The organism is Micromonospora sp. NBC_00362 (genome assembly GCF_026342155.1).
Lineage (GTDB): Bacteria > Actinomycetota > Actinomycetes > Mycobacteriales > Micromonosporaceae > Micromonospora > Micromonospora hortensis.
On the sequence record NZ_JAPENH010000001.1, the window covers coordinates 1784479 to 1810595 of the forward strand.

The 26117-nt window shown below is 70.0% G+C and carries 23 protein-coding genes; 8 read left to right on the forward strand and 15 right to left on the reverse strand.

Annotated features, from left to right (window positions below):
* The first annotated feature begins 359 nt into the window (after positions 1-359).
* Complete coding sequence (locus OG992_RS08205) at positions 360-1388, forward strand: glycoside hydrolase family 11 protein (protein WP_266302873.1); 1029 nt, start codon at positions 360-362, stop codon at positions 1386-1388.
* Positions 1389-1647: 259 nt separating this feature from the next.
* On the opposite strand, the gene OG992_RS08210 is transcribed toward OG992_RS08205, so the two are convergent.
* From OG992_RS08210 to OG992_RS08250, 9 genes are all read right to left on the reverse strand, one after another.
* The gene (locus OG992_RS08210; RefSeq protein WP_266302874.1) at positions 1648-3093 is read right to left on the reverse strand and encodes a serine/threonine-protein kinase; all 1446 of its coding nucleotides are present in this window, start codon (positions 3091-3093) and stop codon (positions 1648-1650) included.
* Between the two features lie 128 nt (positions 3094-3221).
* Positions 3222-4115 carry an SGNH/GDSL hydrolase family protein gene (locus OG992_RS08215; protein ID WP_266302875.1) on the reverse strand — a complete coding sequence of 298 codons (894 nt, stop codon included), beginning with the start codon at positions 4113-4115 and terminating at the stop codon, positions 3222-3224.
* Between the two features lie 193 nt (positions 4116-4308).
* Positions 4309-4923: a dihydrofolate reductase family protein gene (locus OG992_RS08220; protein WP_266302876.1), complete on the reverse strand. Its 615-nt coding sequence runs from the start codon at positions 4921-4923 to the stop codon at positions 4309-4311.
* A gap of 245 nt (positions 4924-5168) precedes the next feature.
* Complete coding sequence (locus OG992_RS08225) at positions 5169-6569, reverse strand: non-reducing end alpha-L-arabinofuranosidase family hydrolase (protein WP_266302877.1); 1401 nt, start codon at positions 6567-6569, stop codon at positions 5169-5171.
* 186 nt (positions 6570-6755) lie between these two features.
* Positions 6756-7841, reverse strand: coding sequence for a hypothetical protein (locus OG992_RS08230; RefSeq protein ID WP_266302878.1), 1086 nt, complete (start codon positions 7839-7841; stop codon positions 6756-6758).
* Positions 7842-7898: 57 nt separating this feature from the next.
* On the reverse strand, positions 7899-8342 hold the full coding sequence (locus OG992_RS08235) for an OsmC family protein (RefSeq protein ID WP_266302879.1): 444 nt from the start codon (positions 8340-8342) through the stop codon (positions 7899-7901).
* Between the two features lie 25 nt (positions 8343-8367).
* Positions 8368-10107 carry a multicopper oxidase family protein gene (locus tag OG992_RS08240; RefSeq protein ID WP_266302880.1) on the reverse strand — a complete coding sequence of 580 codons (1740 nt, stop codon included), beginning with the start codon at positions 10105-10107 and terminating at the stop codon, positions 8368-8370.
* On the reverse strand, positions 10104-10556 hold the full coding sequence (locus tag OG992_RS08245; RefSeq protein WP_266302881.1) for a DUF6220 domain-containing protein: 453 nt from the start codon (positions 10554-10556) through the stop codon (positions 10104-10106). The genes OG992_RS08240 and OG992_RS08245 overlap by 4 nt, the downstream gene beginning before the upstream one ends.
* 11 nt (positions 10557-10567) lie before the next feature.
* Positions 10568-11563, reverse strand: a complete 996-nt coding sequence (locus OG992_RS08250; RefSeq protein ID WP_266302882.1) for a carboxymuconolactone decarboxylase family protein — start codon at positions 11561-11563, stop codon at positions 10568-10570.
* A gap of 144 nt (positions 11564-11707) precedes the next feature.
* Here OG992_RS08250 and OG992_RS08255 point away from each other — a divergent pair, with 144 nt between their 5' ends.
* The 3 genes from OG992_RS08255 to OG992_RS08265 all read left to right on the forward strand — a co-directional run bounded on the left by OG992_RS08255 (position 11708) and on the right by OG992_RS08265 (position 14318).
* Entirely contained in the window at positions 11708-12838 is a 1131-nt protein-coding gene (locus OG992_RS08255; protein ID WP_266302883.1) for a sensor histidine kinase, read from the forward strand.
* The gene (locus OG992_RS08260; RefSeq protein WP_266302884.1) at positions 12835-13497 is read left to right on the forward strand and encodes a response regulator transcription factor; all 663 of its coding nucleotides are present in this window, start codon (positions 12835-12837) and stop codon (positions 13495-13497) included. The genes OG992_RS08255 and OG992_RS08260 overlap by 4 nt, the downstream gene beginning before the upstream one ends.
* 107 nt (positions 13498-13604) lie before the next feature.
* The gene (locus OG992_RS08265; protein WP_266302885.1) at positions 13605-14318 is read left to right on the forward strand and encodes a hypothetical protein; all 714 of its coding nucleotides are present in this window, start codon (positions 13605-13607) and stop codon (positions 14316-14318) included.
* A gap of 195 nt (positions 14319-14513) precedes the next feature.
* Here the strand turns inward: OG992_RS08265 and OG992_RS08270 are convergent, their stop codons facing one another.
* Together OG992_RS08270 and OG992_RS08275 are read right to left on the reverse strand one after the other, a co-directional pair.
* Positions 14514-16826, reverse strand: a complete 2313-nt coding sequence (locus OG992_RS08270; protein ID WP_266302886.1) for a hypothetical protein — start codon at positions 16824-16826, stop codon at positions 14514-14516.
* Positions 16827-17072: 246 nt separating this feature from the next.
* The gene (locus tag OG992_RS08275; RefSeq protein WP_266302887.1) at positions 17073-17339 is read right to left on the reverse strand and encodes a hypothetical protein; all 267 of its coding nucleotides are present in this window, start codon (positions 17337-17339) and stop codon (positions 17073-17075) included.
* A gap of 625 nt (positions 17340-17964) precedes the next feature.
* On the opposite strand from OG992_RS08275, the gene OG992_RS08280 reads away from it, so the two are divergent.
* From OG992_RS08280 to OG992_RS08290, 3 genes are all read left to right on the forward strand, one after another.
* Complete coding sequence (locus OG992_RS08280; protein ID WP_266302888.1) at positions 17965-18819, forward strand: helix-turn-helix transcriptional regulator; 855 nt, start codon at positions 17965-17967, stop codon at positions 18817-18819.
* On the forward strand, positions 18816-19001 hold the full coding sequence (locus tag OG992_RS08285; protein ID WP_238685028.1) for a DUF397 domain-containing protein: 186 nt from the start codon (positions 18816-18818) through the stop codon (positions 18999-19001). The genes OG992_RS08280 and OG992_RS08285 overlap by 4 nt, the downstream gene beginning before the upstream one ends.
* 171 nt (positions 19002-19172) lie before the next feature.
* Positions 19173-20699 carry a gluconokinase gene (locus OG992_RS08290; RefSeq protein WP_266302889.1) on the forward strand — a complete coding sequence of 509 codons (1527 nt, stop codon included), beginning with the start codon at positions 19173-19175 and terminating at the stop codon, positions 20697-20699.
* Here the strand turns inward: OG992_RS08290 and OG992_RS08295 are convergent.
* The 4 genes from OG992_RS08295 to OG992_RS08310 are packed head-to-tail and all read right to left on the reverse strand — an operon-like array spanning position 20677 to position 24786.
* Positions 20677-21567 carry an ABC transporter permease gene (locus OG992_RS08295; protein WP_266302890.1) on the reverse strand — a complete coding sequence of 297 codons (891 nt, stop codon included), beginning with the start codon at positions 21565-21567 and terminating at the stop codon, positions 20677-20679. The genes OG992_RS08290 and OG992_RS08295 overlap by 23 nt on opposite strands.
* Positions 21567-22460, reverse strand: coding sequence for an ABC transporter permease (locus OG992_RS08300; protein ID WP_266302891.1), 894 nt, complete (start codon positions 22458-22460; stop codon positions 21567-21569). The genes OG992_RS08295 and OG992_RS08300 overlap by 1 nt, the downstream gene beginning before the upstream one ends.
* Entirely contained in the window at positions 22457-23569 is a 1113-nt protein-coding gene (locus OG992_RS08305; RefSeq protein ID WP_266302892.1) for an ABC transporter ATP-binding protein, read from the reverse strand. Before OG992_RS08305 ends, OG992_RS08300 begins: the two co-directional genes overlap by 4 nt.
* On the reverse strand, positions 23566-24786 hold the full coding sequence (locus OG992_RS08310; RefSeq protein WP_238685033.1) for an ABC transporter substrate-binding protein: 1221 nt from the start codon (positions 24784-24786) through the stop codon (positions 23566-23568). The genes OG992_RS08305 and OG992_RS08310 overlap by 4 nt, the downstream gene beginning before the upstream one ends.
* A 185-nt stretch (positions 24787-24971) precedes the next feature.
* Here OG992_RS08310 and OG992_RS08315 point away from each other — a divergent pair, with 185 nt between their 5' ends.
* Positions 24972-26054: a LacI family DNA-binding transcriptional regulator gene (locus tag OG992_RS08315; protein ID WP_266302893.1), complete on the forward strand. Its 1083-nt coding sequence runs from the start codon at positions 24972-24974 to the stop codon at positions 26052-26054.
* Positions 26055-26117 lie beyond the last annotated feature (63 nt).

A 26117-nucleotide genomic window follows, 5' to 3' on the forward strand; every position in this document is an offset into this window, starting at 1 on the left:
AACTTTCGGCAACCCCCACCCCGACCGATGTTCAGGTGTTGCGACGCCGCAGTGACGGCTCCGGACTCTGATCGACTACTGACCTGGATGGATGTCGCTCCGGTGACGACAGCGGTGTTGCCACCCTGTTTCCGAAAATTGTTGACAAGGCGACGGCTGGGTTAATACGGTCGCCATCGACGGCGCTCGATTGTCGTCAGCACCGGCCACCACGACCCACTTCTCCGATCGTCGTGCAGGACGACCGGCCCACCACCACCGAGCGGTACGACGCCGTGGCCCTTACCCGACCACCGGCAGCCTGCCGAGGCGTACCGCGCCGCTGGCCCCCGCCAGCCGTCAGAGGAGGCAACAGTTCCATGACCGACACCAGCCACACCAAACCGAGAGGTCGCGGCCGCATGCGGCTGCTCCTGGGCGCCGCATGCGCCGCCGTCGTGGCCGTCGCCGGCACGATGACGGCCACCAACGCGTACGCCGAGGCCGACCGGACCCTCACGTCGAACCTCACCGGCACGCACAACGGGTACTACTTCTCGTTCTGGAAGGACAGCGGCAACGCCAGCATGACGCTGCGCGCCGACGGCCGGTACACCAGCAGTTGGGACCGGAGCACCAACAACTGGGTCGGCGGCAAGGGTTGGGCCACCGGCAACCGACGGACGGTCACCTACTCGGGCAGCTACAACCCGGGCAACAACAACACCTACCTCGCCCTGTACGGATGGACGCGCAACCCGCTCATCGAGTACTACGTGGTGGAGAACTTCGGCACCTACAACCCGAGCAGCGGCGCGCAGCGGATGGGCACTGTCACCACCGACGGCGGCACCTACGACATCCTCCGCAGCCAGCGGGTCAACGCCCCGTCGATCGACGGCAACCAGACGTTCTACCAGTTCTGGAGCGTCCGTCAGCAGAAGCGCTCGAGTGGCACCATCACCACCGCCAACCACTTCGACGCGTGGGCCCGGGCCGGCCTGAACCTCGGCACCAACCACAGCTACCAGGTCATGGCCACCGAGGGTTACCAGAGCAGCGGAAGCTCCGACATCACCGTCCGGGAGGGCACCGGCGGCGGCGGCAACCCGACCACCCCGCCACCCACCGGCAACCCGGGGACCGGCAACTGCAACGCGACGATCTCCGCCGGCCAGCAGTGGGGTGACCGGTTCAACCTCAATGTCGCGGTCAGCGGCACCAACAATTGGGTCGTCAGCCTCGGCCTCGGTGGCGGCCAGAGCGTTCAGAACAGTTGGAACGCCGCCGTCAACGGCAACAGTGGCACCGTCACCGCGACGCCGAACGGCAACGGCAACAACTTCGGCCTAACGATCATGGCCAACGGCAACTGGAACTGGCCGACGGTCACCTGTCGCACCAGTTGACCCCGACTGGTTCCTGACACATCGCATCACTGGCGTGGCGGCTTCGGTCGCCACGCCAGACTGCGTTGCGCGGGCAACCTCCCGCCCGCCTACCGTCCATGACGGCGTCGGGCCGGCCCCGCTCGACGTGCCCTTTGCTCTGCACCCGCCGAGGCACCACCGGCCTACCGCTGCTGCATGGCGCTTCCGCGGGTGCAGAGCAAAGGGCGGCTCTTGCGGCACGGTCCAGCCGCGAGACAATGGTCGTCACCGCCGTCCGCTACGCCTGCGGCGCCGCGGTCTCTCCTCCGGCCGTCGATTCCTCCGCCGACGGTTGCGAGGTGGGGTCCGCCGCGGGGTTCTCCGTCGTCCCCGAGGTCGGCGGCGCTGTCGTTCCGTCTGTCGGGGCTGCCGTCGGGGCTTTCGTCGGCTCGGCGGGAGCGCTCTCGGACGTGGTGGGACCGGGCGCGTCCGTAGTGCTCCCACCGGACGGCGTCGACGGATCCACCGTCCCCTCGCCCCGGGTCGGCGTCGGAGTCGGAGTCGGAGAGCCGGGCGCCCGGACCGGCATGCCCGCCGAACTGCGGGTGGCCGGTTCACCGCCGCCGACGCCGGGGCCCGGTTCCCGCTCGGGCGGCACCGTTGGCGACACCGCTGGCGGCACCACGGGAGGCGTCGACGGTCGCCCGGTCGGGCCGGGCATGATCCCGATGGGATCGGCGAGCACCAGGACGGCAGCCGCGGCGGCCAACGATCCGAGAAGCACCGCGAGCGCTCTGGGCCCGGGAGTGACGGCCCGGTCCGCAGTGCCGCCGACGGCCGACCGCCGGGCAGCCGTGACCTCGGTTCGCACCCCGACCTCGGTCGCCCCGGTCGCGGTGGCCGGCAGGTGGTCCGACGGGTCCGCGAGCGTCTGCGCCGCCCTCGCCATGGCCTCCGCCGTCGGAAAGCGGTGGGCGGGATCCTTGGCCATCGCGGTGGCGACCACACGCCGGACCTCCGCCGGAACGTCCTCGGGCAGCGGCGACGGTTCCTCTTCGAGATGCCGCAGCGCCACCGCGACGGCATTCTCGCCCTCGTGCGGCGGCCGACCGGCAAGGCAGTGGTAGACGACAGCCCCCAGCGCATAGATGTCGATCGCCGGTGTGATCTCGTTCTTCGCTACCTGCTCGGGTGCCATGTACAGGGCAGTGCCGACGATCTGGTTCGCTCCGGTCAGGCTCGCCGCTTCCTGCGTCACCGCAACACCGAAATCGACGAGTACGACGTGCCCGTTCGGCTCGATGATCAGATTGCTGGGTTTGACGTCACGGTGGACGACACCGGCGTCATGCGCGGCCTGCAACGCACGGGCGGTCTGCGCGGCGATCGACATCGTCTCGGCCACGTCCAGCCGGCCGACCTTGGCGATCCGCTCCGACAGGGGCTGCCCCTGCACGCACTCCATCACGATGTAGGCGAGGGCCAGCGCTCCGGACTGGGACACCTCACCGTAGTCGTAGACCTGGGCGACACCCGGGTGACGCAGGGCCGCCATCGCCCGCGCCTCGCGCCGGAACCGCTCACCGAAGCCGCCGTCGGTAACCAACCGTGGTTGCAGCATCTTGACCGCCACGCAGCGGTCGAGGGTTTCGTCGACCGCCCGCCACACGTCACCCATTCCGCCGCTGGCGATGCTTTCGACCAGGCGGTAACGGTCTCCGACGACTTGCCCCACATTCGGCATAGCTTTCGGTACCCCGGACTCCCCGATCTCAAGCACAGCGAGGCCGGGCACCGCGCCGCGTCGGCGCACCGCAGGAGAAACCCGCCCCGCCGCTGCCGGCGGGGCGGGCTCGGCCGTCTACGGCCCGGTCAGCTGTTCAGCCTGGCGATCAGGGCGGTGGCCATGCCCTGCTCACCTCGGGCGTTGGGGTGGAACGGCGCGGCCGAGTTCTGCGGCACCAGACCTTCGACCCACCGGGTGCCGCTGCCCTTGCACGCGTCACGGCCGATCGACGGGGTGTAGACATCGGCGTAGGTGGCGCCGTTGGCGCTCGCGACGCTGGCCAGCATCGCGTTGAGCGACTTCTCGACGCCACGCAGGTACGGCACGTCCTGGTAGGCGATCGGAACGACCGGCCAGCAGCCGTAACCGCTGTCCGGCAGGATCGCCGGATAGCCGAGCACCACGACCCGCGCCCCCGGCGCGGCCTGCCGCACCGCCTGGACCACGGCGGTGATCTTCGGCGTGGCGGCGACGATCCGCGCCTGCAACTGGTCGACACCTCCGGCGGTGTACCGGTTCTTGCACGGAGATCCGAGCGGGCTGCTGACGCTCGCCTCCGCGCAGTCGCCGATGATGCCGGAGAAGCCGATGTCGTTGCCGCCGATCTGCACCGTCACCAGCGACGTGTTCGACGTGACCGCGTTGAGCTGCGGCGGCAACGTGATGCCCAGTTGGCCGCTACCGCCGTAGAGGATGTCGTCAGTGGTGGCGCCGGAGCAGCTCACGTCGGCGAACGACGACGAGCCCGCGGACGCCGCCACCAACGACGGGTAGTTGCGGTTGGACCGTAGGCAGTTGAGGTCGACCTGGGTCGGGATCAGCGGACCTGCGGTGTACGAGTCGCCCAGCGCGACGTAACGGCCGGTGGGCACGGCGGCGCTGGCCGGGGTGGCGACGGTGAGCAGCACGCCGGCGGTGGCGAGGGCGAGTGCGGCCAACCGGGTGGCTGCCCGCAGGCGGGGCAGGCGGGGACGGGTCATGGCGCCTCCCAGGAGGGGGATCAGGGTGGTGGTGCCCGAGATCCTGTCGCCGCAGCCACCAATCGTCAATATCGATAGCCCTCACTAAATGCCGGTCCGAAGTGTGGGATGAATCGGTGGCGGTCAATCCAGCGGTGCGTACCACTGGGCACCGGTGGCCCCGATCCGCCGGGACTGCTTCCCCGAAGCGCGCCTAGTTTCCGGCCGGCACCTGGTCCTTGATCTCGTCGTATCCGACCGGAGTCGGCGCCGCGCCCGGGGCGTAGATCACGCGAAGGACGCCGGTCGGGAACGCCTCCGACGCCACCAGTCGCAGGTGGTACGCCGCGTCTCCCTCGTCGAACAGCTTGCGGCCCTTGCGCGCGGCCACCGGATGCACCAGCAGACGCAGCTCGTCGACCAGGCCGGCGGCGAGCAGTTGCTGCACCACGGAGATCGAGCCGGGGATGAGGATTCCCCGGACGTCGGCATCGGCCTTGAGCGCGGTGACGGCGTCGATGAGGTCCCCGTCGATCAGCTCGGAGTTGCGCCAGGAGAACTCCAGGGGCTGGCGCGAGGCGACGACCTTGCGCATGTCGCCGAGTTGCTTGGCGAACGGCGCGTCCTCGCCACCGGCGGCCTCCCGGTCGGGCCAGGCTCCGGCGAAGCTGTCGTACGTCTCGCGGCCGATGAGCAGCACGTTGGCAGCGTCGTAGTCCTCGGTGACGGCGCGGCCCATGTTCTCGTCGAAGTACGGGAAGTGCCAGTCCGGGTCGATCTCGGCCACGCCGTCGGCCGAGATGAACAGCGTGGAGATGACAGTTGCCATCGCGGGGTCCCTTCGAGTCGGGTGATGTCGGTAGGTCGACCGGCGCATCGTCCCAAACTCGTCGGCCACAGGCCGCCCCCATGGTGCGTGTCGTACCCCCCGCTTGGTGCGGGGCCGACTCGCGTTCACGACGGTCGCGGCGTCAGGACGACCGGGATACCGCGACTTCCATGAACCCGAGTGGCGTGGTGCGGGCGGGCCCGGCAGGATGCCGTGCCCGCCCGTTGGTGGTCAGTCGAGCGTGATCACACCGGGCGCTGCAGGGTCAGCAGACCCGGCCGGTACGGCAGCAGGCCGTAGTCGCCCCCGGAGTTGGGGGAACGGCCCTGGTAGAGCAGTTGCAGGTTGCAGGCGTCGACGGTCATCGTCTGGTCGGCGTTGGTGCGCAGCAGCTCACCGTGGCTGATGTCGTTGGTCCAGGTGGCACCGCTGTTGGCCTTGCCGGCGAACGGGTTGCTCTCGCTGGTGGCCTGCGGCGTCCACGAGCCGCCCAGGCTGGTGGCCGTGAACGAGCGGAAGTAGCGACCCTGCGAACCGATCGCCTCGACGATCATGAGATAGCGGGTCTGGCCCTGGAGCTTGTAGACCTGAACGGCCTCGAAGAGGTTGTTGGTGGTGTCGCTCATGATGGTCGTGTAGTTGGAGCCGAAGCTGCCCGGGAAGTTGCCGATCGGCATGCTGGCCCGGTAGATCTTGCCGTTGTCCCCGGCGAAGAACAGGTACATGTTCTGGTCGTCACCGATGACCGCCTGGTCGATCGGGCCGGTGCCCGAACCGGTGATGCTTCCGCTGAACAGCGTCTGTGCCGCGGACCAGCCGTTCGGGTTGGTCGGGTTGGTCGAGGTCCGGTACGAGAACGCGGGCCCACCCCACTGGTAGGCGAGCACCCAGATGTTCTTCGGCGCGAAGTAGAACAGCGACGGCGCGACGGTCCCGTTGTTCATCGCGTTCTGGCTGGCGGAGGCCATCTGCGAGTAGTTGGTGAAGAGGCCGAAGTTCATCGAGCCCCACCGGGTGCCGTTGTCGTGGGTGGTGGCGTAGACGAGTTGCTGGCCGTTGTAGGGGGCCACGGTGAAGTCCTTGAGCGACACCCAGCCGGACTTCGGCTGCGCCAGCGCTCCCGTCGAGGACCACCGGTACGTCGACGGAAGGTTGCACGTCGGCGGGTTGGTCGGCGGATCGGTCGGCGGATCGGTGGGCGGATCTGTGGGCGGATCGGTCGGCGTCGTGTCACCGGTGCAGGTGACACCGTTCAGGGCGAAGCTCGTCGGTGCTGGATTGCTGCTCGTCCACGACCCGTTGAACCCGAACGACACAGTGCCGTTGGTCGGGACCGCAGCGTTGTAGCTCACGTTCTTCGCCGTCACCGCCGACCCGCTCTGCGTCAGCGACGTGTTCCAGGCCTGCGTCACCGTCTGACCGGCGCCGTACGACCAGGTAAGCGTCCAACTGCTCAACGGGTCACCCAGGTTCGTGATCGCCACGTTGGCGCCGAAGCCGCCCTGCCACTGCGACGACACGGCGTAGTTCACCGAACAACCCTCGGCTGCGGCACCGGCCGGCAGGGCCCCGACAACTGTCGACGACACCAGTAAGCCGACGCCGGCCGCAACCAGACCAACATTGGTGGCTCTGGATCTGGTCATATAGCACCCTCCTCGCGGGACGGCGGCCTATGCATTGGTGGTGGTCGCTGCGCGGTGACCGATTGTGAACGTTAACAGGCCGCGTCAGGTATGGTACGGGAGCGCTCCCATGCACTCAACAGTATCTATCTCCTGTTCTCACCTACGTCGACTTCACCGGTGCGGCTGGCCCGGCAGCGACCTTCCTCAGACGACGGTGAGGGTGAGGACACCAAACTGGTTACCCCGCTGCACGTAGTGCGGCAGATAGAGCTTCCACGTCACGCTCAGCTCGCGCCCGGCCCGCATCGAGGCCGGCACCTCGGCGACCATTTCGAACACGGCACTGTCGCCGGCGGGGATCTGCGGGAGCGCGCGGCAGTTCAGCCGGTACAGCTGGGCCGAGTTCACCGCGTCGTTCGTCGCGTCGCCGAGAGAGAACCGTTCCATCAGGTAGCCCGGGCACGGGTCCAGCACGAGGGGGCCGCCGGTCGGGTTGCCCAGCGTCACCCGGAAGGAGAGCCGCGACCCGGCGGCGGCGGTCGTCGGCCCCTGAACAGCGACGGTGAGCTTCTCGAGCGGCGAGGACGGGGGCTTCGACACCGTCACCGGCTCGGTGAACCCGCTCGCGGACAGCGTCCCCCGCGCGCGGGGGTGCACCCTCTCCCCCTGCGGACAGCCCGGACGCTCGTCGGCGGTGACCGGTGCGCGCAACCTGCCGCCGTCGTGCGGCAGCTCGATCGCGAGCTCCAACGACCCCTTCACGGGCTGACAGAACGGCCCGGACCAGTCCAGGCGCAGGCTGGCGTTGCCGCCGGCCGGCACGGCGACCACCCGGCTGCGGCCCTCCTCGTCGATGCCGTGGGTGTAGAGCATCGGGATCTCACGGCCGTCGGCGAGCATGGTCGTGGGTACCTCGCCCTGCAGCGTGCACTCGACAGTCGACGAGTTCCGCACGTCCACCTCGCCGATGAGCTTGCCGATGGCGGCGTCGAAACCCCGAGGCGTCTCACCGCCGGTGCCGGGCCGCGTCCAGGTGGTGAGCCGGCCGGTCAGCTGCTCTGCCCGGCACGGTTCGCTGCCGGCGGCCGGCGTTCTCGGCGCGGCGGGGCGGCCGTTGAGGTCCTCGCCGGTGATCTTCAGGTCGGCCCAGGGCGCGCTGCCGTCGGCGAGCAGCTCGGTGGGCGCCGGCTCCGCGACCGTCGGGTCCGAGCGACGTGGCTGGGCGTTCGGGTCGGCGCAGGCCACCACCGCGGTGAGGACGATCAGCAGTGGCACCAGTAGTCGACGCATGCCGTCACCCTCACACCAACGAACCGCACAGGCCTGAGTAGCAGTGCTCAGCGCCGGTCAATCTCCGGTGGGCGCGGGGCCCTCGGCGATCGCGACGGGAGTGCCGAGCTCGACGGTACGGGAGACAGTGCACAACCGATCGTGCGACTGCTGCAACGACCGGGGCAGCGCCGCGCGGGCCGCGTCGCCCTCCGCACCCTCGGGGAACGTGACTGTGAACTCGACCCGCAGGTTCCGCATCCGGTTTCCGCCGGCCTCGTCGCGGATCTTGTCACCGGTGACGGCGACGGCGAACCCGCTCGGCTCGGCACGACGACTGGTGATGTGGTCCACGTCGACAGCGGTGCAGCCGCCGATGGCGGCCAGCAGCAACTCCACCGGCGTGAAACTGCCGTCCTCGCCCGTGCCCAACGACACCGACCCGCCACGGGAGTTCCGCACGACGTAGTTGCCCAGGCTGGTGCGCTCGATCGCCACCGAACGGAAGGTGTCATCGGTCATGACAGAAAACTACAGGCCTCCGTGATCACGAGTACATGAGATGCAGCGTCATCCCGGCATCGGCGTGCGCCAGGTTGTGGCAGTGATTGGCCCACATCCCCGGGTTGTCGGCCCGGAACGCCACCTCCCACACCTCGCCTGGACGGACGTCGAAGGAGTCCAGCCACAGCGGGCTCCCGGCCACCGGCTCGCCATCGCGGGCCAGCACCAGGACGTGGTGGCCGTGCAGGTGCCACGGGTGCACGACCTGCGACCTGTTGACGATGGTGAACCGTACGACGTCGCCCAGGCGTACGACCTGCGGCGGGATGTCCGGGTCGGCCGCGCCGTTGACGGTGTGGGCGTACCGGGGTAGCAGTCCGCGCAGGTCGAGGCCGCGATCGAGGACGAGGGTGAACGTCTTGTCGAACCGGGACCAGGGCACCGGGGCGGTCGCGCCGTAGCCGAGCGGATCGAGCACCGGCCAGGCGCCGGTCGCCGTCGACACCGGGCCGGTCGAGTAGACCGTCCGCCCGTCGACGAACAGCGCCACCGGGGTCGCCGGCGCGTCGAAGACCAGGTCGTAGCGGCCCCCGGCCGGGATCAGCACGGCGGTGTCCACCAGCGGCGTCGGGCCGCGCAGGTCGACGCCGTCGATCGCGGCCACCCGGAACGCGGTCCCGGCCACCGCGTACCGGTGCGTCGTGCTGTCGGTGTTGATTAACCGCAACCGCACCGGCACGCCGGCGTCGAGCTTCTCCACTCTCGGCGCGGGCAACGGACGGCCCGCCAGGGTGTGCACCGGCACTGTGACGTCGAGGCCGGTCACCGGGCCCGGTCGCACCACCAGCACCCCGTAGAGACCCATCCGCACGCCGACGTCGGAGGCCGAATGCGTGTGGTACCAGTACGTGCCGGCCTGGTCGGCGCGGAACCGGTAGACGAACTCCTGCCCGGGCCGCACCGCCGCCTGCGTCACCCCGGGCACCCCGTCCTGATCGTTCGGCACGTCGTACCCGTGCCAGTGCAGGGTGACCCCGCGCCCGATGTCCCGGTTGCGCAGCGTCACCTCCAGGACGTCGCCGACGGTGGCGGTCAGCTCCGGTCCGGGGACCTGTCCGTTGAACGCCCAGGCCGCGACGTTCCGGCCGCCCGCGTCCACGGTGGCGGTTGCGGCGGTCAGGGTGAACCGCCGGGTGGGTTCGTCGGCGATCCGGGCCGCCGCAAGACCATGATCATGCGGTACGGCGGGCGCGGCGCCCGGGGCGACGGTCAGCCCGGTTCCGGTCAGCAGCGCCGCGACCGCCACCACGAGGGCCACCCGGGACACCGTCCGGGACGGGCGGGCACCGAGCGCACGCGCCGAGATCACCGTCGCCGCCACGACCCCGGCGACCGCGAGCAGCCCCGCCCCTGCCGACGCCGGATAGCCGTGCAGGACCGTCAGGAGCAGGGCGCTGCTCGTGGCGTACCCGGCGAAGAGCAGCGGAACCGCGACGGCCCGGATGTCACCCGGGGCCCGCAGCAACCGCGGACCGGCGACGCCCACCGCCGCGAGCGACAGTGGGGCCGCGATGAGGACCTTCTCCGCGGCGAACCACCAGCCGGCGCGGGCGAGGGCGGTGATCGTGATCGCGCGGGTGAGCGTGGCGAGCAGCGCGACCGCCGCCAGTCCCAGTGCGAGCGGGCGGCGGCGGGCGGCGGACGCGGCGCCACCGCCCAGCCAGGCGGCGGCCGCGAGGACCGCGATCACGAGGTCGGCCACGAGCAGCGAGCCGGTGGTCACGCCGGCTCTCCTTCCCGGGTGACCAGCCGGGCCGCTTCGGCGGGAGCCGGGGCGGTCAGCTGTCGCGCCGCCCGATGGACGCCGACCACGACGTGCACCGCGATGATTCCGTTGAGCGCGTGCAACCCGCCGATGGTCAGGCCGAGCGGGGTGCTGACACCCGACGCGTCGGTGGACGCCTCGGCCAGCATGGCGATGATCGGCTGGAGGACGACGAGGCCGATCGGCAGGATCGCCAGTCCGATGACCTTTCCCGGCGCCTTCGCCAGTGCGGCTAACACCGCGGTGAGCACTGTGAGAATCGGGATGACCGCCATGCCGTTGACGCTGTGCAGCGCGTACGCGTCCTCGCCTGCGGGTCTGGTGAACCCGCCCACGGCGGCGAGGACGAACTGCACGGCGAACGCGACGAGCAACACGGCGCTGACGATGACGAGAGCCTTGCGCATCGGTCTACCTCCTAGAGGCGCGCCGAGGCGAGAGCCCGGGCGACGTGATCGGTGGCCGTGATCGCCCCGTACGCGACCAACCGCACGAGGTCGGCGTCGGCGGGGTGGGAGAGCCGCCAGAGAGCGACGTCGCCCGGGCTGATGGCGCTGGGCGCGAACGCCGCCAGCAACGCGATCCGCGTCCCGATGCGGTCCGCGCCCGGCACGTCCCGGACCAGGTCGACGGCCCAGTCCGCGGGCCGGACCGGGAACCGCCCGTCCTCCCAGCGCACGGTGGCCGTGACGGTCTCGCGCGCCACGTCGCCCAGCAGCAGATCCCCACCCCGCACGGCGGCGTCGCGCAGCGACGCGTAGGCGACGCCCACCGGGCTGTCCCCCGCCCAGGCGGGAGGTGATGCCGCCGGGTCGGCGTCGAGGAGCGGAAGGCTTGCGCCGGGCTCCTTCGACTCCCGGGCCGCCTTGGCGTAGAGCCGGCCCCCGACCGAGCGCACCAGCGGGGAGCGTTGCAGGCCGCCGGGGAGCAGATCGGGGTCGAGCAACGCGGACACGACCCGGTTGATGAAGTGGAAGGCGAGCAGGGTGCCGGTGATCTCCGGGCCGTGGGTGCTGGTCCAGTCGGCGGCTCTGGGGCTGCGGCTCGCCTGCGCCCAGCCGGCGAGAGCGGCGTGCCTCGGCTCGGGGGGCGTCTCGCCCCGGGCGACGGCCTCGGCCAGCTTCGGTACGCCCAGCGCGTGCAGCAGCAGCACGTGGGCGTCGACGCAGAACTGACAGCGGTTGGCCCGGGACACCGTGGCCGCGACGAGTTCGCGGTCGACCCGGGGCGCGTCCCCGGCGAGCAGCGCCTCCCGCATCAGCGCCCAGGTCGCGGCCAGCACCTCCGGTACTGCCGAGAGCGCCTGGAAGGTCGGCAACGGCCCGAGAAAGTCGTCGCGCAACTGTTGGTAGACCGCCGCGGTGCGGCCGGTGGCCGCCCTCGGGGGCGTGGGGGTGAAGAAGCGGTATGTCATGGGCTCGATGCTTGCGGCGGCGGGCCGGGAAAACGTCGTGCCGCCGCAGACACTTGCCCTGCCGCTCATACCGCGACCGTGGTACGCCGCAGGTACCACGCGCGCGGGATGCTGCACCGACGACGGCCGTTCTACAGTGCGTCCATGCGCCGTGACCTCCCGTACGCCCTCGGCGGTCTCGCCCTCGGCGTCCTCCTGCTCGGCAACGCCGTGCTCACCCCGGACGCCGCGCCGGTCGAGGTGCTCGACGTCGCCCTGGTCCTGGCCACTGTGGTGGCCCTGGCGGCGTGCCGGCGCTACCCGGTGGTGGCGCTGGGCGTGGTCACCGTCGCCATGCTGGCCGTTCACGTCCGGGTGCACCCCGGGGTGTCCGCCGCGTTCCCCGTCCTCTGCGCGGTCTACGTCAGCGCCTGGCAGGGACACCGGTCGGCCGCCGCCGTGGCCAGCCTCGCTTTTCTCGGTAGCTTCCTGGCCCGCGACATCTCGATGGCGCCGGCCAACCGGCCAGGTCAACTGGTCGCCGAGCGGACGGCCTTGCTGCTCGGCTGGTTCGTGGCGGCCAACGTCGCCGGGCTGGTCGCGCGGCAGCGCCGGGCGTACCTGGAGCAGGTCGAGCAGCGGGCCTTCGAGGCCGAACGCACCCGCGAGGAGATGGCGTTGCGGCGCGCCGGGGAGGAGCGGCTGCGCATCGCCCGCGACCTGCACGACTCCCTGACCCACAGCATCTCGGTGATCAAGGTGCAGGCGGGGATCGCCGTGCACCTGGCCCGCAAACACGGCGAGGAGCCGTCGGCCACGCTGCTGGCGATCCAGGAGGCCAGCGGCGCCGCGATGCGGGAACTCCGCACGACCCTCGACGTCCTCCGCGCGCCGACCGACGGCGACCGGGTCGGGCTGGCCCGGGTGGACGAGCTGGCCGAGCGGACCCGGGCGGTCGGCGTACCGGTGCAGGTGACCGTCACCGGCCAGCGCGGGGACCTGCCCGACGAGGTCGACCAGGCCGGGTACCGGGTCATCCAGGAGGCCCTCACCAACGTGGCCCGCCACGCTGGGCCCGCGACCGCGCACATCCAGGTGGAGTACGCCCCGGCGGGGCTGACCGTCGCGGTCACCGACGACGGTCAGGCGTCGCCGGCTGAGCCGCTGACCCCGGGCGTGGGACTGCGCGGCATGCGGGAACGGGTCAGTGCCCTGGGCGGCACGCTGCGGACCGCCGCGCACGACGACCACGGGTTCACCGTACGGGCCACCTTCCCGCTACGGGAGTCGGAATGATCCGGGTGCTGATCGCCGACGACCAGGCGCTGATGCGAGCCGGCTTCCGGGCACTGCTCGACGCCGAGGACCACCTGAATGTCGTCGGTGAGGCGACCGACGGCACCTCGGCTGTCCACCTGTCCCGGTGTCTGCGCCCGGACGTCGTCCTGATGGACGTGCAGATGCCCGGCCTCGACGGCATCGAAGCCACCCGGCGCATCACCGCTGATCCCGACCTCGCCGCGATCCGCGTTCTCATCCTCACCAACTACGGGCTCGACTCCTATGTGTTCGCCGCCCTCCGCGCGGGCGCCAGCGGCTTTCTCCTCAAGGACGCCGACCCCGCCGACCTGCTGCACGCCGTCACCGTCGTCGCGCGCGGCGACGCGCTGCTCGCGCCGACCGTCACCCGCACACTGATCAGTGAGTTCGTGGCCGGCCCACCGCCTGCCGTGCCGACGGCCGGACGCGACGTGCTGACCGCCCGGGAGCAGGAGATCGTCGAACTGGTCGCCCGTGGGTTGACCAACGACGAGATCGCCGCGCGCATGGTGATCAGCCCGCTGACCGCCAAGACACACGTCAACAGGGCGATGACCAAGCTGCACTGCCGTGACCGGGCCCAGCTGGTCGTGTGGGCGTACGAGTCGGGGCTGATCACACCGCGTCGGCGGTGATCGCCGCCCCCGAGGCAGGAGTGGATCAGCCCCCCTTGGGAACATGAGGGAGGGTCGACGCACTAGCATTGCCGCCGTCCGCGACGGCTCTGCTGAATCGAGGCGACATGCGTTGGCTCCGTCGATTGCTGGGCGGTAGGCGAGTCCAGCTCGACCCGGGACGCCAGCAGGCGCTGCTGCACGACGTCCAGTCCCGGTACGGCCCCCACGCGCGGATCCGGTTCACCGAGCAGGTCGACGCGCTCACCGGTTCGCTCGACAGTGACGACGGCCTGGTGGTGGCGACCCGGATCGTGAGTCAGGTCGCCGACGAGGCCCACGTGGACCTTCAGGCCCAGGCCCAGGAGATCCACCGGCGGACGGGCCGGCGACTGCTGGTGCACCGCCGTAACTACCGGCCGCTGTGGAAGGAGGCGGGGCCCAACCTGCGCTGGCCGCTGTTCGCGTTGCCGTGCGGCTTCCACCCGTACGCGCAGGTGGCCGCCGCCGTCACAGTGGTCGGCAGCCGGGCGCCCCGGCTCGACCGGGTGACCGACCCGAACCCGCTGGTGACCCGCGTGTTCGAGGTGCTCGACCTGACCACCTCCGGCTGGGAGTACGGCCGGGTGCGGGTGGACACCGACGCCGCCACCCTGGCCGATCGGCTGATCGTCAGTGCCGGGCGGGTCCTCGCGGCCATGGACGACCCGCCGCGGCTGCCGCCCGCGGTCCGGGAGCTGATGCGTCGTAACAACACCGTCGCCGTGCACGATCCGGCCGGCCCACGGGCGGTCGGTGGGATCAACCTAGGCGCGCGGATGCGCGAGGAGTTCCTGGTCTGAGCGCCCTCGGGCGTTATCGTGCATCGTCCACGGCAAGGGCGAACACGACGGGACCGAGGATCACCCGATGGTCCCCACAGGCACATTGAACGGTGGCCCGGCTGAGCCGCACCTGCCGAACGCCTGACGCTCGGTCGGCGGTGGGCCCCGGTCGCACCGGGACCCGCCGCCGCCGGTCTGTCCTTAAGGCATGTCCTATCGCGTGCCGATGGTGACGGCGCGCCCGCCGGGCCGGTACAGCAGCAGATGGTCCGCGCTGCCGGTATGCCCGAAGTCATAGGCGACGATCCGGTCCTGGGCGTTGCGCAGGTCGAACCAGCCGACGCTGCCGACGCCCTGGTGGGAGACGTGGACCGCCGAGTACGTGTCGGTGGGGTCGTGCCGCACCACGTCCAGGTAGCCGGTGCCGGGCCGGTAGACGACGAGGTGGTCGGCCATGCCGGTGTGGGCGTAGTCGAAGGCGACGATGCGGTCCCGCCGGTCGGCGAGGTCGTAGCCGGCGATGCCGCTCGACGAGATCAGGTGCGGCCAGAAGGTGTTGCCGGCCCCGTGCCCGACGATGGTGACGAGCCCGGCGCCGGGGCGGTACAGCAGCAGGGCGTCCTGCTTGCCGGTGTGCGCATAGTCGTAGGCGATGACCTGGTCGTCCGGGCTGGTCAGGGCAAAGCCGTCGATGCCCTGATGCGAACCGACGACCGGCGTGAACGGCCCCGCGGCGCTGTGCTGCAGGATGAACAGCACGTTGTCGCCGGGCCGGTACGCCACAAGGTGGTCGAGCTTGCCGGTGTGCTCGTAGTCGTAGGCCACGAGCCGGTCCTTCGTCGACGCCAGGTCGTAGCCACCGATGCCGCTGGTCGAGGTGTACACCGGCCAGAAGCTGCCGTCCGACGCGTGGCCGACGACGTGCACAACGCCCGTCCCCGGCCGGTACAGCACCAGGTAGTCCTGCCGGCCGGTGTGCGCGAAGTCGTAGCTGATGATCTGGTCGTTGGCGCTGCTCAGATCGAAGCCGCCGATCCCGTTCGTGGACCTGAACACCGTCTCGAAGCTGGGCCGCTCGGCGCCGACCGTCGTCTTTCGCCGCAGCACGTACACGATCCCGGTGCCCGGCCGGTAGACCAGCAGGTGGTCGAGCTTGCCGGTGTGCTCGTAGTCGAACGGCACCACCCGGTCTCGGGGATCGGACAGGTCGTACCCGCCGATCCCGCCCTGCGACTTGAACGGCACCCGCAGGTCGGGGTTGGTGAACGCCAGGCTCAGGTCGTCGTAGAGCGTCACGTCCTTCTTGACGAAGCCCTGCTCCTCGACGATGCCGTACGGGTTGCCTTTGGAGTCGCGGTACGAGAACAGGACGAGCGGGCCGGTGTAGTCCTGCGCCTGCCACATCCGGACGCCCTTGACCAACTGGTCGCGTTTCTCCGACCACCACCAGGCGGGATTGGGGGTGATCAGCCCGTAGCCCCACTCGGTGCCCCAGATTTTCTTGCCCGCGTCGTCTCTCCGCACCATTACGTCGCGGAGCGCAGCGAGCTCACCACAGACCTGCCCGGGCGTGTCGTCGGCCGGCGGTCCGAACAGGTTCTCCCAGGGCGCGCCACACTTCGGCGTGTCCGGGGCTTCGTTCATCTCGGAGTACGGATGATGGGCGACCGCATCGAACGTGTCCTTGTAACCGTGGGCGTACCCCCAGTCCAGCCACGCCGACGGCGACCTCGCCGCGTCGCCGTGAATCGCGCCGAGCCCCGCCGACCCGCCGGCCAGCACATAACATTGGCCGCACGTGGTGTGGATCTCCGTGGACGCGATCTTGACCAGCTCCCAGTACCGGGCCAGTGTCGCGGTCGCGTCGGCGGCCGTGTCGTAGATCCCGTCCCCCGGCCGGATGACGCCGTCGTCCCCGTACACGCCGTCGTACTTGCCGAAGCCGTCGATGTTCGGCTCGTTCCACACCTCGAAGGCGTCGACGATGGGCGGGGTGCCGGGCGGCGAACCCGGCGGCGGCCCGTAGTGCTGCACGGTCAGGTCCACGAGCGTCTTCCAGGCCTCGCTGTCCGCCGGCAGCCAGGTCTCCGGCGGGTCCTGGGTCGGGTTGGCCGTCCAGATGTGGCCGCCGTTGAGCCAGCTGGGCGAGCCGAACAGGGTCACGAGCGGTCGCATGCCTTTGCGGTGCGCCTCCATCACCACCTTGTCGAGGTGGTCGAAGTCCATGCTGATGGCACCCGTGACATCATCTTTCGACGCGTACGTGTGAAAGTCGGTCCATGCCCTGATGATCGGCGTGCGGCCCGGGACGAACGCCTGCATGCGGTCCAGATGGTCGCCGATCCCACCCGGAGTCTTGAAGTCGAAGCCGACCTCGGAGAAGCCGACGTCACGGTTGCTGTAGGGGTAGCGCGACGGCGTCGGGTCAGCGGACACCGGGGCGGCGCCGGCGGCGACGAAGACCGTGGCCGCCAGCGCCATGAGGGCCGCCGCCGACAGGGAGACCAGGCGTTGTGCTCGGATCATGGGTGACCGTTCCCGCCTTCCGCTCAGAGCGCGCCGTGAAACGGTCGCTCATAGACGCGGACCCGAGGCGGACAGGCTTGTCGCCGTGCAACGCACCCGCGACGCCCCGTGTTGACACCCCGCGTGTCAACCGCCGCGCGAGGAATCTAACTGATGTGGACGGTGGGTGTTGCCCGCTTGCGCCGTGGGTGCCGGCGGTTGTCGACCGGGCCACGCCGTGGGAGGAGATTTGGTGCGGCTGGCTTATTAGGCCATCACGCGCGAACCGGACCGCCGCGGTTGCGCACTCGCCGGGGCGGTCCGCCGTCGGATACGCAGCCCGGCCCTCAAGACGTACAGCTCGCGCTTGGCCGTAGCCAGCCCCTTCGTGTCGAGCACGTACCCGGTGATCCAGATCCAGTCGTTGTACGGGTCGGTCTCGCCGATCGACACCAGACGCAGCATCAGGGCCCGATCCCCGGAGAACTGCACCGAGCAGGCCGCCCCGATCAGCACGACGTCTCCCGCCTTCATGCCAGCCACCCGAGGAATCTGCGGTACACGGTGTCGGCGGGAGCCCAGGACATGTCCTCGATGGCTGCGGTGAGATGCGAGCCCATGTAGATCCTGAGGGCTGCGGGCGACGTGGCGTACTCCCCCCGCAGCTCCAAGCGGCGGGTGGGACATGGCCAAGGTCGCTCGCACGCCTCGCACAGCCACAGTGGAAGCACCGGCCCGTGTGTGGTCATCAGCTCTCACCCGGCCAGTGACCCCGGTTGATCGGGATCTTGTGTCTGATCCGACACGGCAGCTCGTTCCCGCACGTGCAGACGTTCCGCCACCTGATCCACGACCACACCGGCTTATGCCTGCGAGCCAGAGTCATCGCCACCGCCGCCAGGTACTCGCCGTAAGGCACGTTCCGGCTCATCCGCCCTCCCTCGTAGAGGTTGGCGGCAGCACGGCTACCCACAGTGACTCAACCACCACACCCAGCGCAATGGTTTACCGGTCAACGTGGATATGCAATATTACATTTTGGATGAAACGTAAGAGCAGATTTCATCTTGATAGATTTCGTTGCTACGCGTGACCGACAGGAGTTACATATCGAGTGCAAGCTGCGCCCGGTATGTAGTCACGGATAAGGAGAGCGGCAGTGACGACAGACTCCGGCTCTACAGTCCCGAGGCGACAGCTAGGGCGGTACCTGCGACAGCTTCGCGAGGAAGCCCGCGTGACGGTCAAGGCAGCAGCCGACGCGCTGGAGTGGTCGACACCGAAGATCTGGCGCATCGAGACCGGCGCTACTTCGATGAGATCGCTCGACGTGGAAGCGATGTGCAGAATCTACAGAGCGTCACCAGAACTGACCGAGGCTTTGATGGGCCTCGCCAAGGAGACGAAGGGTCGAGGCTGGTGGCACTCCTACGGTGACGCCATCCCCGAGTGGTTCGAGCTGTACGTGGGACTAGAAGCCGCAGCAGCTCGACTCCGGACGTACGAAGGGCAGCTTGTTCCCGGCCTGCTTCAGACCGAGAAGTACGCTACCCGCGTCTTACAGGTAGCCCGTCCAGACATCACCCGGGCGGAGATCGAGCGACGGCTAGCCGTGCGTCTCGGTCGTCAGGCGCTGCTGACGCGCTCGGCACCACCTGCGCCGCAGTTCGACGTTCTGCTCGAGGAGGCTGTCTTGCGGCGTGGGGTGGACGCTGAGCAACTGCAACACCTGATCAAGGTCAGCAGGCAGCCGAACGTCTCGCTGCGAGTAATTCCGTTAGCCGGGGGTCTGCACCGGGGCAACATGACCAGCGGCACGTTCACGATCCTCGAATTCGAGGGGGGAGCCGAGCCGTCGATCATCTACTCCGACAGCCTCACAGGTGCGCTCTACCTCGATAAGCCCGCCGAGGTCGCAGCGTACGGAGAGGCGTGGGACATCATGGAGAACCCCGCGCTGACCGAAGCGCAGTCTCGCAAACTCATGGCATCGATCGCAGAGGAACTAACATGACCACGCTCAACTGGAAGACGAGCACCCGCAGCAACGAGGGGAACTGCGTCGAGGTTGCCACGCCAACCCCGATGGTCATGGTCCGGGACTCCAAGGACCGGGAGGGACCGGTGCTGTCGTTCGGCGCGGGTCAGTGGGCCGGTTTCGTCCGGGGCATCAAGGGCGGCAGGTTCACCGTCTGACGTCGGTGCCGGGTGAGGTGAAGCGCTCGGTCTTCTTCGTCTTCGGCCTTCGGCCGGTCATGCGGATGGCCGCAACAACCATCGGCGCTAGTGTGCTGGGCTTCGTGCCACGACAGGACAACTGCGCGCAACCGCTTGCCGGCCCGGTGAACACCGCTCGACCATGTGCGGATGGGGCCGGAGCGTCGGATGATCGTCGGTGTCGACGTGGGCACCACTGCCGTGCGGGCTGTCGCGTTCGCACTGGACGGCACCGCACGACACGTCGCTACGCGGGAGTACCCACTGCTTGAACCGGTGCCCGGCTGGCAGGTGCAGGAGCCCGACGTGCTGATGGCGGCCACACTGGCGGCGATGTCCGCGTGTGTGGCCGGCACCGCCGGTGCGGAGGTGGTAGCCGTCGCGCTGAGCTCCGCCAGGTACGGCCTGGTCGGGCTGGACGCGGCCATGACGCCGGTGACGCCACTGCTGACCCGGCGCGACACGCGGTCGTCGGAGGCGGCCCGTGAGTTGCGGTCGTCGGGCCAGAGCCGGGAGCTGCACCGGTTGACGGGCACACCCGTGCACCCGATGAACCCGCTCTGCAAGCTGCTGTGGTTCGCCCGCCACGAGCCGTATCTCTGCACGGCGACGCGATGGTGGATCGGCCTCAAGGACTACGTCGTCCATCGGCTCACCGGAATGTTGGTGACGGAGTTGTCCTCGGCATCCGGCACCGGAATGTTCGACGTGCACCGTCGGCTGTGGAGTTCCGCCGTACTCGATCTTGCCGGGGTGTCCGAGAGTCAGCTACCCCCGGTGCTGCCCACGACGGCGGTGTTGCGGTTGTCGCCGACGGCCGGGCGCGCGGTCGGCCTACCCTCCGGCACACCGGTGGTCGTCGGCGCGGGAGACGGCCCGTTGCGGAGTCTGGGCGCGGCGGCGATCGACCCCACAGTCGGTGGCCTGACGCTCGGGGCCACCGGGGCGCTGCGGACTGTCGTCGAGGCTCCCCTCACCGACCCGTCGGAGACCTTCTCCTGCGGTGCGTTGACCTACGACGCGTGGGTTGTCGGCGGTGCGCTCAGCAACGGCGGCAACGTCGTACGGTGGGCGGGACGCGTCCTCGGTGACGACGGTGCCGCGCCCGCGCTCCTGGAACTCGCCGAGCGGATCGCACCGGGCAGTGACGGGCTCGTGATGCTGCCCTACCTGCGGGCCGACGAGGCCCCGCCGCAGGGCTGCGCCCCGCCGGGCGCGTTCCTGGGCCTGCGCAGCGAGCACTCGCGCGGGCACCTGGTCCGGGCCGCGGTGGAGGGCGTCTGCCTGCAACTCGCTGGTGTCCGTGACCGGCTGGCCGAGCTGACGCCGATCCACAGCGTCCGCCTGACCGGTGGCGCCTTCGGGTCTCCGCTGTGGCGTGAGGTGATGGCGGCGGTGCTGGACTGTCCGGTCCGCGTCGCGGGTGTGGCCGACCAGGTCACCCTCGGAGCGGCGGCCCTCGGGCTCTTCGCGACCGGTCACACCTCCGATCTTCAGCAGGCGGTCAGCCAGCTCGATCCCGGGGTCGCCGGCGGCGAGCCCGTCGCTGTGGACCCGGCTGTCGCCGCCGCCTATCGCGGTCTGCGGGCGAGGCTGCCCGCGCTCCTCAGCGTCGCGGGTCGCCTGGGCGAGATCCTCGACGCCGGCGCCGGCCTCAGTGCTCCGGCTCGTCCTTGACCCGCGCCACCAGTTGGGTCGGATTGACGTAGCGCAGCGCGACGACGAGGAGGACCAGCATCATCGAGGTGTAGATGACCGCCATGGCGTCGACCGACTGCTGAGCCCTGATTCCGGACGCGGACATCGAGTAGTAGAGCGCCACCACCAGGGTCTGCGAGTCCGGCCCCGCGGTCAGGAAGGTGAGCTCGAACATGCCCACGGTCCGCACCAGCACGAGGATCGCGGAGGCGAGGATGCCCGGCACGAGCAGCGGCGTGAGGACCCGGAGGAACACCGTGCGCAGGCCCGCGCCGCACATGCGCGCCGCGCTCTCGATCTTCGGGTCGATCTGCTCGATGAACGGGGTCATGGTCAGGATGACGAAGGGCACCGACGGCACGAGGTTGGCGAGCACCACCCCGGACATGTGCCCGGCCAGGCCGAACTTGTAGAGGACGGTCGCCAGCGGGATGCCGTAGGTGATCGGGGGCATCAGGATGGGCAGCAGGAACACCAGGAAGATCAGCCGTTTGCCCGGGAAGGAGCGCCGGGCGAGGGCGTAGGCGGCCGGCACGCCGATCACCAGCGAGAGACCCACGACGAGTACGGAGACCTCCAGCGTCACGACGATGACCTGGAGGAGCGCGAACTCGTCCCAGGCTCGGGCGTACCAGCTGGTGGTGTAGCCGTCCGGGAGCCAGGTGTCGAACCAGCGCTGGCCGAACGAGCTGACCAGCACGGACGCCACGACGCCCAGCAGGTTGAGGAAGAAGAAGATGACGACGCCCCACACGATCCAGGCGGCCGGGCGGGCGACGATGCGCCGTCGCCGGTCGCTGCTGGTGGCGGCGGGCCGCGCTGGTGGGGCCTGGGTGGTCGTTGCCATCAGCCCTTGCCTCCGGTGGAGCCGGTGTAGAAGCGACTACGAGCGGCCAGCACCACAGCGATGATGACCAGCTCGACGAAGCCCATGATCATGGCGATCGCCGACGCGTACGGGTAGTCGTACTGCTCGTAGGCCGCCTGGTAGGCGGCGAGGGAGATGACCCGGGTCTCCCCGGCCGGGTTGCCGACCAGTACGGCAGACGGGAACACGCTGAACGCCAGGACGAACGTCAGGCAGAAGGTCGTGGCGAGGCCGGGCATCAGCAGCGGCAGGGTGATCCGGGTGAACCGGCGACGCCAGTCCGCGCCCAGCGTCGCCGCCGCGCGTTCCAGGGTCGGGTCGATGCCGGACAGGTACGAGAGCACCAGCAGGAACGCGAACGGAAAGCCGGTGATCACCAGCGAGAAGAACACGCCCCAGTAGTTGTGGGTCAGCCGCACCGGCTCGTCGACGAGGTTGCTGGCCAGCAGGATCCGGTTGAACCAGCCGGTCGGGCCGAGGAAGTTCAGCAACCCCTGTGCGGTGAGGACCGTGCCGAGCGTGATCGGCACTACCAGCAGCGTGGTGACCAGCCGCTTGCCCCGGAACCGGCCGCGCATCCGATAGGCGATCGGCACCGCGGCGAGGACGTTCATGAGCGCGGCGGGCAACGCGATCCGCAGCGTGATCCAGATCGTGCCCCGCTCGTAGGAGTCGGAGAAGAACCGGGCGTAGTCGCTGAACGGCCCACCGTTGGTCGGTTGGAACGAGAGCGTCAGCCCGTAGAAGAACGGATAGAGGAACAGGGCGATGACGAAGACCAGGGCCGGGACCAGTAACCAGAGCTGACGGTCGACGCCCCGCTCGGCGAGACGGTGCTGCCAGTGCGCCAGCGGCCTCCCGGGCCCGCTCACCGGGTCGTCCCCGCAGCCTCCGGGAGGCGGTCGGCCTCCCGCGCCGCGTCGGCGGGATAGACGAGCAGCCGCTGCGGGTCGACGGCGAGCTTGACCTGGTCGCCCGGGGCGATCCGCTGCTCGGTCCGCAGGTGCAGCAGCAGCCCGGTGTCGGTGCGGGCCTCGGCCGCCAACTCGCGGCCCTGGTACTCCACCACCTCGACCGTCGCCGACATGGCATTGCGGGTCTCGCCGGGGCCGTCGACGCGGATGTCCTCGGGGCGTACCGCGACCATGGCGTCCGCCCGGGGCTGAAGATCCCCCACCACCTCGCCGATCAGGCGGTGACCGGACGACTCGACGGTGGCGCGGGGCCCGTCGAGCTGCTCCACCTGCCCCCGCCACAGGTTGCGGTAGCCCATGAAGTCGGCGACGTGCCAGTTCGCCGGTCGGGTGTGCAGCTCAGGCGGCGAGCCGATCTGCTGCACCCGCCCCTCCCGCAGCACCACCAGCCGGTCGGCCAGGGAGAGCGCCTCCTCCTGGTCGTGGGTCACGTAGACGGTGGTGAGCCCCAACGACTGGTGCAGCCGGCGGATCTCGGCCCGCATCTCCAGGCGCAGTTTGGCGTCGAGGTTGCTCAACGGCTCGTCCATCAACACCAGGGACGGCTCGAACACGACGGCGCGGGCGATGGCGACGCGTTGCTGCTGGCCACCCGAGAGCTGACCGGGCAGCTTGTCGACGTGGTCCTCCAGTCGTACCAGGCGCACCGCCTCCTCCGTACGCCGGCGCGTCTCCTCCTTGGGCAGCCGCCGCATCCGCAGCCCGAAGGCGATGTTCGCCCGGACCGTCAGGTGCGGAAAGAGGGCGTAGCTCTGGAACACCATGCCGAAGCCGCGCCGCTCCGGCGGGAGCGTGTCGATCCGGCGCTCGTCCTGCCAGATGCTCCCCTCCGTCAACGGCAGCAGCCCGGCCAGGCAGTTCAACGCCGTCGACTTGCCGCAGCCGGACGGGCCGAGCAGGGCGATGAACTCCCCCGCCTCGATCGTCAGGTCCAGTTCGGTGAGCGCGGCCTGGCCCCCGAATCGGCGGGACACCCCGTCCAGCCGCAGCTGGGTGAAGGCGCTCATCCCTGCTTGACCTTGCCGCCGCCGATCTCGCGGTCCCAGCGGCTGAACGCCGCCACCAGGCTCTTCGCGTCGAGCGGGACCTCGGTCGGGTTGCCGGCGATCAGCGCGTCGTACTCGGGGCGACCGAACTCCCGGATCGCGTCCTGGCTCTTCTGCGGCGCCGACGAGAGCTGGACCTCCTTGATCGCCGGGCCGGGGTAGAAGTACCCCTCGTCGTACGCCTTCGCCTGCTGTTCAGGGGTGAGCATGAACGCCAGCAGGGCCAGCACGGCGGCCTGGGTGTCGGTCGACACGCCCTTGGGCAGGACGGCGTAGTGCGCGTCGGTGACCCAGTGGAAGCCGTCGATCGGGGTGATCCTGGCCTCCTTGGGCACCGTGCCGAGCACCCGCGGGTTGATGTCCCAACCGGTCGTGCTGACGATCAGGTGCGCGGTGCCGTTGGCGAGGTTCTTCATCGTCTCGGTGGTGCCGGACGGGTAGTAGTCGACGTACTGGCCCAGCTCCTTGAGGAAGGCCCACGTCTTGTCCCAGCCCGCTGTGGGGTCCTTGGGGTTCGAGTCGCCCAGGATGTAGGGCAGACCCATCAGGAACGTGCGCCCCGGGCCGGAGTTGGCCGGCCGGGCGTACTGGAATTTCCGGGGGTTGGCTCTGGCCCAGGCGAGCAGCGCGTCCGCGCTGGTGGGTGGCGTCGCCAGGCGGGACGGCAGATATTCGAGCAGCGGACCCGACGGGTAGTAGGTGACGGTGACGCCCGCGTTGCCGGCGAGCTTCTGCATCGCGGCGGCCGGCTCCAGGTAGTTGCTCATGCCGCCGAGGCGGTCCTGGAAGGTCGGCAACAGGTCGATCCAGAGCCCCTGCTCGATCCCGGCGGCCAGGCCGTCGACGCCGGTCAGCACGAGGCCGATGTCCACCCGGTCCGCCCCCTGCTGGGCCTTGATCTTCCCGGCCAGCTCGGGCGCCGGCGCCTTCGAGTAGGTCACCCGGGAGATCACGTCGGGGTTCTTCGAGACGAACTCGTCGATCATCCCCTGGGTCAGCTGGAGGTTGCCCGCCACGTCGAGGACGTTGAGCGTGACGGCCTTGCCGGGCCGCTGTGGCACCTCACCGGTGCTGTCGCCAGTGTTGTCGCCGGGGGCCTCGGGTGCCCCGCACCCGACAGTGCCCACCAGGAGCGACGATGCCGTGACCAGGAGAGCGCCGCGCCGCGTGATACCCATGAGCCGTTCCCTCCGCCAGGTGTCATCAGTGCTGATTGAGGCAGCCGGCGCGCCGCGGCGGCAACGGGTTGCCATGTATTGCCTCGCGCGAATGTGATCGGACCGCTGGATTGTTGCGGGGGCATTGCCGAGTATTCACGGCCGCCATAGCATGATCACGGCGCCTAGCCGGGAGGAGCATGCAGATGCCCGACCACACCAGGCCGCCGGGAAGGCGAGTCACGATCTACGACGTCGCCCTCGATGCGGACGTCTCGCCGTCCACCGTGTCCCGCGCCTTCTCCCGACCGAGTCGGGTCAACTCCGAGACCGCCGAACGGATCCGGCAGGTCGCCGAGCGGTTGGGCTACCGGACCAACCCTCTCGCTCGCGCCCTCACCACGTCGCGGACGCAGATGATCGCGCTGGTCATCGCCGACATCACCAACCCGGTGTACGCCGAGATCGTGCGCGGCGCGCAGGAGGTGGCGGCCGACGGCGAATACACCACAGTGCTGATCGACGCCCAGGAGTCCGACCGGCTGGAACGGGCGGCGGTCGAACGCACCATGTCGACGGTCGACGGCATCGTGCTGGCCAGCAGCCGGATGTCCGACTCGGCCATCCGGATGGTCGCCAAGCAGCGGCCGGTGGTGGTCCTCAACCGCGCTCTCGCCGACGTGCCGTGCGTCGTCACGGACGACCCTCGTGGGGTGCGGCGGGCCGCCGAACACCTCGGCGAGTTGGGGCACGACCACATCACCTACGTCGCGGGGCCGCAGGCGTCCTGGCCCAATGGTGTGCGCTGGCGCTCGCTGCTCGAGGCGGGCATGGAGCTGGAGATCAAGGTCCGCCAGATCGGGCCGTTCAGCCCCACCCTGGCGGGCGGTGAGCGGGCCGCGCAGGAGCTGTGCGCGCGTCCCGCGACGGCGGTCCTGGCCTTCAACGACCAGATGGCCATCGGGATCATCCGCGGTCTCAGCCGGATGGGCGTCAACGTTCCGGGCGACGTCAGCGTCGTGGGCTTCGACAACATCCTCGCCGCCGACATCGTCACGCCCGGGCTCACCACCGTCGCGGCACCGCTCTACGCGGAGGGCTCGGCCGCTACCCGGCACCTGCTCACGATGATCGAGGGGGCGCCCGGGCACACCGGCCGGCCGATGGTCCTGCCGGTACGCCTCGTGGTCCGCGACTCGACGGCCGTGCGCAACCCGAGCCCCGGTCGGGCCCGACCGGCGTGGGTGCGGCAGCGGCCCGTTCCCGGCCCGGCGGCCCACCTGCCGTGAGGGCCGCGCGGCCCCGCGACAAGAAACGACAACTCGTTGCCCGGGTGGAGCCACGCCGGGAAG

Coding starts and splice junctions, on each gene's coding strand:
- OG992_RS08230 (WP_266302878.1), bottom strand. CDS start 7,841: ATGCGTCGACTACTGGTGCCACTGCTGATCGTCCTCACCGCGGTGGTG.
- OG992_RS08310 (WP_238685033.1), bottom strand. CDS start 24,786: ATGGGTATCACGCGGCGCGGCGCTCTCCTGGTCACGGCATCGTCGCTC.
- OG992_RS08220 (WP_266302876.1), bottom strand. CDS start 4,923: ATGGCAACTGTCATCTCCACGCTGTTCATCTCGGCCGACGGCGTGGCC.
- OG992_RS08305 (WP_266302892.1), bottom strand. CDS start 23,569: ATGAGCGCCTTCACCCAGCTGCGGCTGGACGGGGTGTCCCGCCGATTC.
- OG992_RS08315 (WP_266302893.1), top strand. CDS start 24,972: ATGCCCGACCACACCAGGCCGCCGGGAAGGCGAGTCACGATCTACGAC.
- OG992_RS08260 (WP_266302884.1), top strand. CDS start 12,835: ATGATCCGGGTGCTGATCGCCGACGACCAGGCGCTGATGCGAGCCGGC.
- OG992_RS08275 (WP_266302887.1), bottom strand. CDS start 17,339: ATGAAGGCGGGAGACGTCGTGCTGATCGGGGCGGCCTGCTCGGTGCAG.
- OG992_RS08255 (WP_266302883.1), top strand. CDS start 11,708: ATGCGCCGTGACCTCCCGTACGCCCTCGGCGGTCTCGCCCTCGGCGTC.
- OG992_RS08210 (WP_266302874.1), bottom strand. CDS start 3,093: ATGCCGAATGTGGGGCAAGTCGTCGGAGACCGTTACCGCCTGGTCGAA.
- OG992_RS08270 (WP_266302886.1), bottom strand. CDS start 16,826: ATGATCCGAGCACAACGCCTGGTCTCCCTGTCGGCGGCGGCCCTCATG.
- OG992_RS08235 (WP_266302879.1), bottom strand. CDS start 8,342: ATGACCGATGACACCTTCCGTTCGGTGGCGATCGAGCGCACCAGCCTG.
- OG992_RS08250 (WP_266302882.1), bottom strand. CDS start 11,563: ATGACATACCGCTTCTTCACCCCCACGCCCCCGAGGGCGGCCACCGGC.
- OG992_RS08290 (WP_266302889.1), top strand. CDS start 19,173: ATGGGGCCGGAGCGTCGGATGATCGTCGGTGTCGACGTGGGCACCACT.
- OG992_RS08225 (WP_266302877.1), bottom strand. CDS start 6,569: ATGACCAGATCCAGAGCCACCAATGTTGGTCTGGTTGCGGCCGGCGTC.
- OG992_RS08215 (WP_266302875.1), bottom strand. CDS start 4,115: ATGACCCGTCCCCGCCTGCCCCGCCTGCGGGCAGCCACCCGGTTGGCC.
- OG992_RS08205 (WP_266302873.1), top strand. CDS start 360: ATGACCGACACCAGCCACACCAAACCGAGAGGTCGCGGCCGCATGCGG.
- OG992_RS08285 (WP_238685028.1), top strand. CDS start 18,816: ATGACCACGCTCAACTGGAAGACGAGCACCCGCAGCAACGAGGGGAAC.
- OG992_RS08295 (WP_266302890.1), bottom strand. CDS start 21,567: ATGGCAACGACCACCCAGGCCCCACCAGCGCGGCCCGCCGCCACCAGC.
- OG992_RS08265 (WP_266302885.1), top strand. CDS start 13,605: ATGCGTTGGCTCCGTCGATTGCTGGGCGGTAGGCGAGTCCAGCTCGAC.
- OG992_RS08245 (WP_266302881.1), bottom strand. CDS start 10,556: ATGCGCAAGGCTCTCGTCATCGTCAGCGCCGTGTTGCTCGTCGCGTTC.